Source organism: Paenibacillus diazotrophicus (assembly GCF_042610465.1).
This window is the reverse complement of record NZ_JBGJZN010000006.1, coordinates 371,597-383,766: the sequence shown is the minus strand read 5'-3', so window position 1 is coordinate 383,766 and position 12,170 is coordinate 371,597. Positions and strand designations below refer to the sequence as shown.

Here is a 12,170-nt window from a genome sequence, read left to right as displayed (position 1 = left end):
ATGGAATCACCTGAGCTCTCCTTCCTTGCACAGAAAAAAGCCTGAGCGATTATCCAGCTAATCGCTCAGGCTTAGGGCCGAATGTTCTATTTCGTTCACTAATGATACGTCTTCACAGCTTCTCGCTAACCGCTCCATTCGCCGCAACACGGGCATTGAAAGAGAGCTGGTTCAGCCGCTTAATGGTGTCTTTATTATAAGCCTCTCCCATAAAATTGGGCTGGCCGCCGATAATCTTAACCGGAGTGATTCTGCCGGTTACACCGCTACTACTTACCTCAAAATTAACCAGCATCGAATGGATCGTCTTGTCGCCGCCGCGTGTGGAACGGTTGAACACAAAATTGCCCAGCGAATAATAGATTGGCTTGTGCTTATAGTATTCAATCCCCATTAGGCAGTGGCTATGCGCGCCAATAATGATATCCGCACCGCTGTCGATCATCTGCTTCGCGAGCTTGCGGGCATAATCCTCCGGGTAGTCCTTGAATTCGTTGTTCCAGTGGATATATACAATTGTGTAGTCATTCTCTTTGGCCGATTTCTGGATGGCGCCCATCAGCGGTTCAGGCGTATAGGCTGAAGCTGCACCCGGACTGTTCTTCCCCGCATACCACGAAGGGCTGGAGAGCACACGGCTTACCCCGAGTATGGCGATCTTTTTCCCTTGTACCGTCTGGGTATATGGTTTATAGGCCTCGTTAATGTTCTTGCCTGCACCGGTATGCCCGATCTTGTATTTGTCGAGATGAATGAGTGTATCCAGCATAGCGACCTGCCCGAAATCCAGAATATGATTATTGGCAACGGTCACACCATCAATCCCTGCATAATTCAGTCCCGCAAGCGCTGTTGGCTTGGAACGGAACGCAAAGGTCTTCTCTGCCGCTTTCCCTCTCACCGATACCGGTGTCTCCAGGTTGGCAAAGGCAATATCCGCTTTCTTCAGAACAGGTGCTACCTTAGCAAAAGGAAAGTTCACACCGTACTTGGCGATCTGGTCGCCGACAAAACCATCCAGCAGAATATCTCCTGCAAAAACAAGATTAACCTTCTCCCCGGCGGGAGCAGCTTGACTGAAAGCAGCCGGGGCAGGAATCAGCAAAAGTAATATTATAGTTATGACTGCAAATCTGCGCAAAATCGTTGACCCCTCTCTATCTGTTAACCTCTCATTATTCTACTATATTAGGAGAGGTATAACCAAATAAAGGATAGGTGCTAGATTCTCGCTTTTTTAAGTACGGCCCGGAAACAGTTCAGTCCGCCCCCCTGATCTGTACGCACAGCATCTGCCGGAAGCTTGAAGTTTGTCTCCCCCCAGTACTCGAAACCGGCCTGAAGCAGCACTTCATTCATCCGCAGGAGATTAACGGTCGGATAGTCAAAAGTCAGCACCAGCAGCCCCTCACCATTCAGCGTACGGTGAAACTCTCTAACCGCCCGTACAGAATCCTCCAATGACAGGTGCTCCAGAGCCGAGATACAAAAAATCGTATCAAAGCACTCATTCTCATACGGCAGTGAGGTCAGACTCGCCTGGGCCAGATGGAGACGGTTCGTCCGCGCCGCTCCTGCCAGCTGCGCCGCCTCCTCCCCGACATCATCAGCAATTTCTGCGATAATAGCATCCCGGGACAGAATTCTTGCATCCATGTCACAGGCATGAACCTCCGCACTGTAGCTGGCAAGATAGAACTTGAGCGGATGGGATATTCCGCAGGCGGCATCCAGCACCACATCATGCGGGGATACGAAATTCGTACACCATTCGTATTCATAGGGCCGGCTCCACCAGGATTCCGGCAATTTGTAAACCAGCTTTTCGCGGCGGGCATCGGCATTCACAAAAAAACGGGAAACATACGGATGGGTAGGCATAGGCCAGGACTCCTTTTAGAGGAAATTCGGTAGTGAGAGTATATTCAGGAATCCCTGATTCATGCCTTAACCTTACACCAACCTGCACACTAAGCATTTGTGGACTACACAAACAAGGCCATCCCATCCTCTGAAGGATGGAACAGCCAATGATTCGGACCTGTTTAATATAGATAGAATTCACACATAAAAGGAGAGCGGCTTCGCTTCAACGCCATGCTTCGCAATCAGGTTATCCACCATGGTACCCCATTCCGTATCGATGGTGCACAGCTCCGGGTGCTGATCGAACCACTCCACAGACCGCTTGACCCCTTCGGCAAAAGGAACCGTTGCAGCAAAATCCGGCACCAGCCGCTTAATCTTGCTGTTGTCGAATACACTGCTCACCGCCTGATCACCGATCAGCCCGTCCGCCGTTCCCGGCGGAGTAAAGGCCGTGATGAAATCAGTGGACATATGCACCACCTGTGGTTCTCGCCCAGCCGCCTTCCCGATGGCCGCATAAATCTGGTTCCAGTTCAGCGACTCATCAGAAGTAATATGAACCGCTTCTCCGATCGTCTCCGGTTGTCCCAGCAGCCCCACAAAACCTTTGGCAAAATCCGTATTATGGGTCAGGGTCCATAGTGAGGTTCCGTCCCCGTGAATCACGATAGGTTGACCTTTGCGGATTCGGTCGACCAGCGACCATGGATGCGCCCAGCTGGTTAGGCCTGCCGGTATCGCCGTTACCCCGTAAGTATGGGAGGGGCGGACAATCGTAACTGGAAAACCGTTATTCGTATAGGCTTCCATCAGCAGCTGCTCACAGGCGATTTTGTCGCGGGAATACTGCCAATAAGGATTCGTAAGCGGGGTCTCCTCGGTAATCAGATAATTCTGCTGCGGCTTCTGATAAGCAGAGGCGGAGCTGATGAAGATATACTGCTTGGTCTTGCCCATGAACAGATCCAGATCATTCTGCACATGCTCAGGGGTAAAGGCGATCCAGTCTACCACTACGTCGAACTCGTAATCGCTCAATATCTTTGCGGCTTCCAGCGGGCTCCGGATATCGCCTTGAATTACATGGGCACCTTCCGGCACGAATTCATCCCGCTGGCCGCGGTTGAATAGATAGAGCTCTATACCGCGCTCTACTGCAAGCTTGGAAACCGCTTCGCTAATTAGTCCTGTACCGCCGATAAATAATACCTTCACCGGTAACCCTCCTTTTACTTAGCTGATTATGGCTTCAATCGCTGTCAGAACATCTTCCGAGAGTTCTATGCCGGAAGCCTGCACATTCTCTTCCACCTGCTCAGGACGGCTGGCGCCGACGAGGGCGCTCGCGACATTCGGCTGACGCAGAATCCAGGCCAGGGCCAGATTGCCGACAGAAATATTCAGGTCAGCAGCAATCGCGCTCAGCTCTTGGACCTTGGCGATTTTCTCCTCGGTAATCCCCTTACGCATCCACTCCAGCTTCGCTGCGCGGCTGTCCTCCGGAATATCTGCGACCGAGCTATATTTTCCGGTCAGCAGGCCTTGAGCCAGAGGGGAGAATACGACCTGTCCGATGCCCTTGCGCTGTCCCAGCGGAATAATCTCTTTTTCGATATAACGTTCGAACATGTTGTAGATCGGCTGATTAACGACAATATGGTCCAGCAGATACCGGTCGGCAACAGCCAGCGCTTCTGCCATTTGCGCCGCAGTCCATTCACTTACCCCCACATAGAGCACCTTGCCCTGACGGACCAGATCATCCAGCGCACGGAGGGTTTCCTCAATAGGTGTCTCAGGATCATAGCGGTGGCAATACAGCAGATCCACATAATCTTCTCCCAGACGTTTCAGACTGGCATGGCACTGCTCGGTAATGTGCTTGCGGGACAAGCCCCGGTCATTAGGACCGTCTCCCATTACGCCGTACACTTTAGTTGCCAGCACGTAGGATTCCCTTGGGAAACCGCGCAGGGTATCACCCAGGACCTTTTCGGCCGCCCCTTTTTCATAGACATTTGCCGTATCGAAGAAGTTAACACCCAGACCGTAAGCGGTCTCAATAGCTTTAACAGCATTGTCCCGCTCTACATAACCTCCATAAGTCAGCCAGCTTCCCAAACTGATCTCACTCACCTTAAGTCCGGTTCCACCCAATCTGCGGTATTTCATCTTGTACATGCTCCTCTCTGAATCCGGCCCATGCGCCGGCTGAATATCACTCAAACTCTGCTAAAATAGTTCGTCTATATTATATAGATTAAACGGGTGTTTTCCAAATCGATTTCATTCTCTCGATATTTTTGGGCCATGGGCATATGCCGTGATCATCCTAGGTTGAAGTCCATAGACTGTTGTCGAGATAAGATTAGAGGAGGCTATCCATGGATACAAATTACCAACAACTTGCTTGGAATTGTATGAACAAATATGTAGGTATGACTACGAATGACGGCCAGTCTTTTGACGGGTTTATTGCTCATGTGGATCAAGACTACGTCACACTAGCCATTCCTTCGAACGAAATGATGGGACAAATGAACGGAATGCCCGCCAGTGCATCTACTTACCGGCAATTCGGATATTATCCGGGTTTCTATCCGCGCCGACGTTTTTATCCGAGACGTATACCGTTTGGTGCTATCACTGCTTTGTACCTGCTTCCTTTTTTCATATATTGATGCTACGGGTATAGCTCCTATAGGGGTTATACCCTTACCGTTTGAAATGCAGCAACAATGCACTTTTTACCCTTAAAGGGTCTTGATCATGAGCACATGGGGGATTCCATCTTCCATAAAAACATCTGAGTTCGTCTCATACCCCAACTTCTGATAAAAGCCTTCGGCCTGCTTCTGGCCATGCAGCTTGGCTCGCCGGAGACCCTGTTCAGCCGCCATTTTCTCCAGTGTTGCGATAATAACCGACCCAAGTCCGCTATTGCGGTACGGGGCAAGAAGACAGATCCGCTCCAGCTTGGCCCATCCGTCTACAATCCGCAGTCTGGCCGTTCCCACAGCCGCCTCTTCCTGATAGATCAAGATATGCTCAGCATCCTGCTCATATTGATCAAATTCATCGGCAAGCGGCACACCCTGCTCCTCCACAAACACTTCCCGTCTAATCCTAAAAGATTCCTGAAGTCCTTCTTCGGTCGTAACCCGTTCTATCCGCATATTCTCATTCCTCTCCTTCATTGGTATGCTTAATGCCCGCCCAGAAAATCTCCCAGATATCCTTCAAACGTCGCTCGAATTCTTCCTGATTATAAAAAAACATCTGCATGGAAATCCCGTCTTGTAAACAATAATAAGCCGCGAGCAGACTGTCCGTGCGCTGCCGCCGAATCTCCCCGGCATTCATGCCTTCCTCAAAAATAGCCTGGTAAAAGGCGGAGGACCGCTTCTCCATCATTGAAATCTGCTGCTCTAGCATCTCCTGAAAGAAAGGCGCCGGAAATTGAACACTTCTTATGAAAAAAGAGGTCAGTACCGGATGCTCCACCCTGTAATAGTAGGTCCGGTACATAATCTCACGAAGCCTCACCTCCGCAGATGTGCCAAGGATTTCCTTGAACAACTGATCCAGAAACTCAATATAGTGCCGGGCCATTTCCTGAAAAGCCGCCAGAAACAAATCTTCTTTTTTAGGAAAATAGGTAGCAATCGACTGTTTTTTTATGCCTACCGCCTGGGCAATCCCAGCCAGTGATGCACCCTCAAAACCCTTTTCGGCAAATTGTGCTAAAGCGGCTTGCAGAATAGCATTAGCAGTCATAACAGCACACCTCCCTGACGATCGTCAGGAAATTATTACATGCTTTTTCTGTTTTGTCAACGAACAGAAACGCGGGATACGATGAATAATGGGATTCTAGGATTGTGACCGGGGGCAAACTATCGATTCCGTAATTTTATCAGATATGCTATAATTTCCCTGCCTCTAATCTATCTATTTAATAGGAGATGACCCATTTAATGTTTGCTATCCCGACCAATCGCCTTGTACTGCCGGCTGTCCAATCTATCCTAATTGAAATGACATCCATGCAGCAACGGGGAATCGATCCGGAAGAGTTAATCATCCTAGATAATGGACCTTCCCATGTAGTGAATAAAAACAAGGAAGACATTATGGCACTTCAGAAGACCACTTCCATTCCGATCATTCACCATGATCTCAATGACCAATTAGAGTGGATTCAAGACCTGGCTGAACATGGACAATGGGATCTCGCTGAATTAACCCGATTGCTCTATCCTCACCCGGAGGAAGTCGATTACGGTAAGGTTTTTAATATGCTCTATCTCGCTGCTGCCAGGTACGGGCGGAAGGTCATTCACCGCAGAGATTCGGATTGTTTTGCTCCCCTGGGTGATGAGGACTTGTATCCCGTTTCGGGGGAAATGCAGTTTATCGGCAAAACAGTTGCCGAGGTGCTTCCTATGATGGATACCTGCGAGAGCCTTACTGATGAATTACTGCCAGAAGAAATCTGGATCGCAGGCAGCGATTATATCGGGGATTGGAATGTGACTCTGGAGCTGCTTCAGCAGCATAACACACAGACACTAAATGAATTTCTGACCCTTCTAAGCATTCCTGAAGCCCGGATACCTGCTTATATCGACGCCAAATACAGTGATAGCGAGCTGAACTTCCGCACTCGGCCGTTATTGATCACTTGCGAGAAGCTTCCTGATATCCCTGAGATTGTCCCCACTTATCCTGAATGCGGCAATATTGCGATGATGGAGATTTTTAAGTGGATTCCCAATTTTATCGGCTCCCGCTGTATCGGATTCGATTATCACACTTATATATTGGGCTCGCTGCTAAAGGTTCCCGCGGTCTATCATACCCAGCGCATTATTCATGCCCATGAATACACCCGTAAACAGCAGGACGGGACCTTAAACTATTGGAAAGGTATCGCGAAGCTGGCCGATTACAATTTTTTCATAACGGAATTCCGCTGCAATTATTTGCATCGGCTGGCCCTGCCTGAAGAGAACGGTTTTCATATTCTCCGGGATACTGGCCCCTCCACTTTGGTGAATCTGCTATCCGAATGCCAGATGAACTTGGACAGGAAGACAAGGTTAGGCTTGGTTCACGATCTGGCACACAAAATTCTACTGCCCTCCAGGCTGGCCGAATATCGCTTGGTTGCTGAGGAACTGGAACGTGGTGCAAGCCGTCTGATTGACGAACTCGATGATGATTATACTAGAAGTATTAAGCTGCAAAATATCTGGAGAGAATTAATCCATCTTTCTGAGCAGATGGGAAGCGAATCCAGATGCAACGCATATTGAAACAACTACTGGCCGATTTAGCGGAATCGAAAGGTATCCCAACATATCTTCCTGCCTTAGCTTGCACCTTTCTGATGGGTGTCGGTTTCTCCTTGACCATGACATTCATGCCATTGTTCGGAATGCAGCAAATTGGAATGAGCTCATGGATGCTGGGAATATTTTTGACCGTCTCCTCTATGTTCGAGGTGGGGGTGTCCAGTTGGATCGGCAGGTTATCTGACAGACGGCTTAATCGAAAAATCATACTACTCGCCGCGTCATCAGCAGCAATCATCGGCTATACTCTTTTTGCTGTTTTTGAGAATTATTACACCTTACTGATCGTATCCATTACATTCATTGCTCTGGCGACTTCTGTATTCCCGCAAATATTCGCCTATGTAAGGGATGCAGCCACTGCGGTGAACAAGGACGCAGACATTGCGATATCTCTGCAAAGAACCTTATTTTCCCTTTCGTGGGTAGTAGGCCCGCTGCTTGCTCCCTTGTTGATCAGAAATCGGGATTATAGCCCGTTATTCCTATTTGTGTCAGGTCTCTATGCTGCAATAGCCTTGATTGTATTGGTATATCTGGTTAGATATGATCGTCCTTCCATGACTAGCACGGACCTGAATTTGGCGCAGACCAAGACTACCAAGCAAACGGGACGCTGGCTGCTGTGGGTCTCCGTCTCTGCCTTCATGATTTTCGAGACCAGTAATGCTATGTCAGGAATTGCCTTACCGTTGCTTACTACGGTTGATCTTCGGGCTACAGACCAAACGGTCGGTTGGCTGGTTGGGCTGGGCGCTCTGCTGCAAATCCCGTTTATGCTTGGATTCGGTCTATTGGCTAAACGGTACGGCAATACATATATAATGAAAGCCGCCGGTGTATTTGGCGTTCTTTATTTTGTTTTATCGTCTGGGGCGGATACAACCTGGCAGCTGGCAGCTTGCCAGATTCTGAATGCTGCCTACGTATCCATTGTACTGGGCGTTGGCCTCAATTATTGTCAGGAGCTAATTCCTGAATCCCCTGGAACTGCGACAACAATGTACTCCAATGCTACAACCATCGGACTTATGCTTGGCGGATTCATGGCCGGGAGCATTGGGGAGTGGATGGGGAACCGCGCGATCTTCATTGCCTGTGCCACATTGGCTGGGTTTGGACTCGTGCTTATTAACAGCACAAGCTTCCTAAGTAATAAGAAAGATTCCATGAAGAAGGCTGAAACGTTAGCATAATCCAGTAACTAACCACGAAACCTGCAGGTAAAAATACCGTACTACCGGGTAATTATAGAATAAGACCGCACCAAGCGGTCTATACAACCCTAGAGGAGGTAACATGATGCTAAAAAAAATTCTCGGCAAAGTCCTGCACTCCATGGAACACTCCCAACATGGAAGGCGGAGCAGATCTTCAAGCGGTCATAAAGGGAGGCCTGTGTACGGCAGACATTCTAGCAGTAGTCACGGATACAAGCGCCACTCATCTTCGGACTCGCACCATGGAGGAAATGGACATAAATATTATAAGAATCGCTACGGCAGCTCAAGCTAATGCTTCTTTGTTTGAACACTGTTCCAAAATCACAAGGCGCCTTTCATCTTTTGGATGAAGGCGCCTTTTTTGAAAATCAATATCATTGCAGGCTCTCATGCAAAGCTTCGGCCTCCCGGACAAATATGCCTGTATCCGGATAGGCTTCCTGCTCTCCGAGAAGCCGGGATACGATACGCAGCATTCCTGGCGACAAGTCCAGTTCTTCCCGCCAGCCCCGCTCCGCCTCTCCTGGTTTGGGAGTGAAACCTGAATACAGCATGAACAGCATTAATTGTCCTATGTCATACAGATCCGAGGCGATAACAGGCGGCATCCGTTTCGGCTTCTCCTTCGGCTCCCGTCTCCCAAGCACGGATTCCACCTCTCCGATCCGCCTTGCCAATCCGAAATCAATTAAGTACAATTCTTCATTCCGGAGAATCACATTGGGAATCCTCAGATCCAGGTGAACATATCCGCGCGAATGGACATGGGCTACCAGTTCCATCAGTCTCAAGATTGTGGCAAGACACTCCCGCTCGCCATAGATGATGTTCTCATCGAAGATCATATCCTCCAGCGTTTTACCCTCTATATAATCGGTTACCAGCCAGTTTGAACCCCTCTGCTCAAAGTAACCGCGGCACTTGGGAATGTGGGGATGATTCATGGCCTGTAAAATATCCCGTTCCTTGGTCAGCATACTCCGTCCCACCGCTTTCTTGCTCGGTCTGGACTGCTTGACGGCTAGAAGAGCTCCATTCCTGGTGTCACTGCACCGGTAAGTAAGCCCATAGCTCCCTTCCCCTAATAGGGATTCTATCGTATACCGATCACCGATCCGGCTCCCTTCCGGCAGCGGATAATCGTGCCAGGCCCGAACAAATCCCCGCCACCGTTCAAATGCCATTACTCTTTCACCTCTTCTGTCCTCATCTCGTATAGATTATACCAAGTTTCTGCGACTTGATCAGGATCAGAACTCAGACTGGGTCAATTAAAACGCTGTGATGATTGGATAGATTTGACTTCTTAGATTGAAGTCATAGTTCTGGTCAACAATACCTACCACATCGTTGCTATCATATAGCTCTACCATGAACTCCGCCATTTGTTCGGCAGTGTGGTACTTAGGCATGTTTGCTTTGTAATCAAATTCTTCAGCATCGATTGATTTCTTCACAAATTCCGTTTCGGTTATGGCTGGTGCTAACACTTTTGCTTTTAATTTCGCACCTTTAAGCTCCAGTTCTTTGGCAAGTCCTTCTGTGAAGGCACTGACATAGTATTTCGATGCAGAATAAGCCACACTCCCCACAGCAATCGCATATCCGAGTGCGGATGATACGTTAATTAACTGAGTTCCTTCTATATCAGCATAATCCCGCACAAATAGTGTAGAAAGGATCGTCAAGGATTCAACGTTAACCCGAAGCATAGTTTCAACTTTATCTAAATTCTGTCCTGCTACAAAAGAAGCTTCACCAAGCCCGGCATTATTAATCCATGTTTCAATTTGGTATTCCTTCAAAGTGTTATACAGGGTGTAGGCCTGCTCTGTAACAGACAGGTCACTTGTATGAACAATAACATTTACATTTGGATCCATTACCTGAATTGTTGATTTAAGCTCTTCTAATTTATCTAATCGTCTAGCTACCAAAATCAAATTTTTACCACGTGCAGCAAACGCCAATGCTGTTTTATATCCAATTCCTGAGCTTGCTCCTGTAATCACTGTGTACTTCATAATTATTCTCTCCCTTTTGTTTTGAATTAAATAATATTCTGAATGCATCCAACAGAGCTTTGCATACGATTTAGCTTGTAATTCATTCATCCTCCCTTATCAAATTCCTCTGGATCAATTGAGAACGATCATTCTAGTTAAAGCAAGCAAGACCCTGTTAGATCTGACTTGCACTAGTATAACAATTATAGAACGATTGGTAAAGAATTGTTTTGACAAGTAATGAGAAACACCTACATAAGCTCAAATAGATACTTTTACAAATTTACTTATGTGTGCGCTACCTATCTTCGTATTCATTTGCCTTAAGAATCATTCGTGCAAATTACCAGCATTATTGAAAATAATATCCAGTTTCGGATGGTATATAGCGAGTTCTTTGGCAAGCTGCTCAACGCTTGAGGGATCACTAACGTTTGCCACCAGCCCAATGAGACCGGGATTGTTTTTTACTGCCTGATCGATGCGCTCTTGTGAACGCCCCGTAATGATCACGGTATTTCCCATCTCAAGAAAACGTTTAGCAAAAGCAAAGCTAATCCCGGATGTCCCGCCTGTCATCAGTATCGTTCTATTTATTAATTTCATTGTTATGGTCTACTCTCCTTAAAACCGGATGATCACTTTTCCTTTGGGATGACCTGTAGCCACAAGATTCAATGCTTCGTTAATATCTTCAATGTGGAATTCTGTCGGGTCAACTGCTGGTACAATCCCGTTATCTTCAATGATTTTCGTGATTTTCTTTAATTGATCGCCATCACTGCGCACAAAAATAAAATGATATTGAATCTTCTTTTTCTTCGCTTTGTAATCATACTTAGCTCCGGCAATGGCGAAGAGCTTCTGCTTCCAGCCTGACAAGCCCATAGCTTCGGCGAAACGTTTGTTAGGACCAGTCCGCAGAGAAAGAAGTCGTCCGCCTGCTTTGATAATTGAGAGTTCATGATCAAATTCGCTGGGTCCCAAGGTATCCATCACATAATCTACATCACGAAGTTGTTCCCAATAGTTTTCAGTCGTGTAATCAATATATCGGTCTGCCCCAGACGCCATTGTCCGTTCACGTGCTTGCGGGTTTCCACTAACGATGACCTTGAGCCCCATGCTTTTGGCAATAGGAATAGCCATTTGTCCAAATGAACCAGAACCCCCGGGAATAAACAGGCTTTCGCCAGCTTTAGCAGCTAATTCCTCATGTAATCCTTGATAGGCAGTCAATCCTGTTAATGGTGCAGCAGCACCGGTCACAAAATCCAGATTAGCGGGTAAGTACCCGATGGCATCCGCACTAATCGCCGCATATTCCGCAAAGGCACCGATTTTGTGTAGTGGCAGGCGTGAATAAATGGTATCGCCAGCTTTGAAACCCTGTACATTCTTACCAACTTTTTCAATAACACCAGTCAGCTCGTTACCGAGTACCAGTGGAAACTCATAATCCTGGATCAGCTTCACGCTTCCGGTAGCGATAAGTAACTCCAAATGATTAACCGCCGCTGCTTTTACCTTGACCAAGACTTCATTATCACTTATTTCCGGGACTGGAATATCGGTGACTTCTACTTTGAACTTTTTTGAATATTTGGTGATCTGTGCTGCCTTCATAATTAATGGCCTCCTTTGGACTGAATAATAAGTAACATTTATTATTTTTTGTAACTTATACAGCAAGCATAAATCCAGAGGTTACAAAA

General features: G+C 47.4%; 13 protein-coding genes. 3 read left to right on the top strand and 10 right to left on the bottom strand.

Annotated features, from left to right (window positions below; translation table 11 throughout):
* Positions 1–112: 112 nt before the first annotated feature.
* From ACAN54_RS22570 to ACAN54_RS22555, 4 genes are all read right to left on the bottom strand, one after another.
* The gene (locus ACAN54_RS22570) at positions 113–1,105 is read right to left on the bottom strand and encodes a CapA family protein (RefSeq protein WP_474655989.1); all 993 of its coding nucleotides are present in this window, start codon (positions 1,103–1,105) and stop codon (positions 113–115) included.
* A gap of 116 nt (positions 1,106–1,221) precedes the next feature.
* On the bottom strand, positions 1,222–1,881 hold the full coding sequence (locus tag ACAN54_RS22565) for a class I SAM-dependent methyltransferase (RefSeq protein WP_379160815.1): 660 nt from the start codon (positions 1,879–1,881) through the stop codon (positions 1,222–1,224).
* A gap of 180 nt (positions 1,882–2,061) precedes the next feature.
* Positions 2,062–3,084 (bottom strand): SDR family oxidoreductase, encoded by a 1,023-nt coding sequence (locus ACAN54_RS22560; RefSeq protein ID WP_379160812.1) that lies wholly within the window; start codon positions 3,082–3,084, stop codon positions 2,062–2,064.
* Between the two features lie 18 nt (positions 3,085–3,102).
* Positions 3,103–4,041: an aldo/keto reductase family protein gene (locus ACAN54_RS22555; protein WP_379160809.1), complete on the bottom strand. Its 939-nt coding sequence runs from the start codon at positions 4,039–4,041 to the stop codon at positions 3,103–3,105.
* 212 nt (positions 4,042–4,253) lie between these two features.
* Between ACAN54_RS22555 and ACAN54_RS22550 the strand changes: the two genes are divergently transcribed.
* Entirely contained in the window at positions 4,254–4,550 is a 297-nt protein-coding gene (locus tag ACAN54_RS22550; RefSeq protein WP_379160806.1) for a phosphatidylinositol kinase, read from the top strand.
* Positions 4,551–4,622: 72 nt separating this feature from the next.
* Here the strand turns inward: ACAN54_RS22550 and ACAN54_RS22545 are convergent, their stop codons facing one another.
* Both ACAN54_RS22545 and ACAN54_RS22540 read right to left on the bottom strand, forming a co-directional pair.
* A complete protein-coding gene (locus tag ACAN54_RS22545; RefSeq protein WP_379160803.1) occupies positions 4,623–5,045 on the bottom strand; it encodes a GNAT family N-acetyltransferase in 423 nt (140 codons plus the stop codon).
* Positions 5,046–5,049: 4 nt separating this feature from the next.
* Positions 5,050–5,646 carry a TetR/AcrR family transcriptional regulator gene (locus ACAN54_RS22540; RefSeq protein ID WP_379160800.1) on the bottom strand — a complete coding sequence of 199 codons (597 nt, stop codon included), beginning with the start codon at positions 5,644–5,646 and terminating at the stop codon, positions 5,050–5,052.
* Positions 5,647–5,846: 200 nt separating this feature from the next.
* Here ACAN54_RS22540 and ACAN54_RS22535 point away from each other — a divergent pair, with 200 nt between their 5' ends.
* Positions 5,847–7,187 carry a DUF6271 family protein gene (locus tag ACAN54_RS22535; protein WP_379160797.1) on the top strand — a complete coding sequence of 447 codons (1,341 nt, stop codon included), beginning with the start codon at positions 5,847–5,849 and terminating at the stop codon, positions 7,185–7,187.
* On the top strand, positions 7,172–8,422 hold the full coding sequence (locus tag ACAN54_RS22530) for a sugar efflux transporter (protein ID WP_379160794.1): 1,251 nt from the start codon (positions 7,172–7,174) through the stop codon (positions 8,420–8,422). The genes ACAN54_RS22535 and ACAN54_RS22530 overlap by 16 nt, the downstream gene beginning before the upstream one ends.
* A 401-nt stretch (positions 8,423–8,823) precedes the next feature.
* On the opposite strand, the gene ACAN54_RS22525 is transcribed toward ACAN54_RS22530, so the two are convergent.
* The 4 genes from ACAN54_RS22525 to ACAN54_RS22510 all read right to left on the bottom strand — a co-directional run bounded on the left by ACAN54_RS22525 (position 8,824) and on the right by ACAN54_RS22510 (position 12,081).
* The gene (locus tag ACAN54_RS22525; protein ID WP_379160790.1) at positions 8,824–9,633 is read right to left on the bottom strand and encodes a serine/threonine protein kinase; all 810 of its coding nucleotides are present in this window, start codon (positions 9,631–9,633) and stop codon (positions 8,824–8,826) included.
* Positions 9,634–9,720: 87 nt separating this feature from the next.
* The gene (locus tag ACAN54_RS22520) at positions 9,721–10,473 is read right to left on the bottom strand and encodes an SDR family NAD(P)-dependent oxidoreductase (RefSeq protein ID WP_379160935.1); all 753 of its coding nucleotides are present in this window, start codon (positions 10,471–10,473) and stop codon (positions 9,721–9,723) included.
* 312 nt (positions 10,474–10,785) lie between these two features.
* Positions 10,786–11,061 carry an SDR family NAD(P)-dependent oxidoreductase gene (locus tag ACAN54_RS22515; protein WP_379160787.1) on the bottom strand — a complete coding sequence of 92 codons (276 nt, stop codon included), beginning with the start codon at positions 11,059–11,061 and terminating at the stop codon, positions 10,786–10,788.
* An 18-nt stretch (positions 11,062–11,079) separates the two neighbouring features.
* On the bottom strand, positions 11,080–12,081 hold the full coding sequence (locus ACAN54_RS22510) for an NADP-dependent oxidoreductase (protein ID WP_379160784.1): 1,002 nt from the start codon (positions 12,079–12,081) through the stop codon (positions 11,080–11,082).
* Positions 12,082–12,170: the final 89 nt, after the last annotated feature.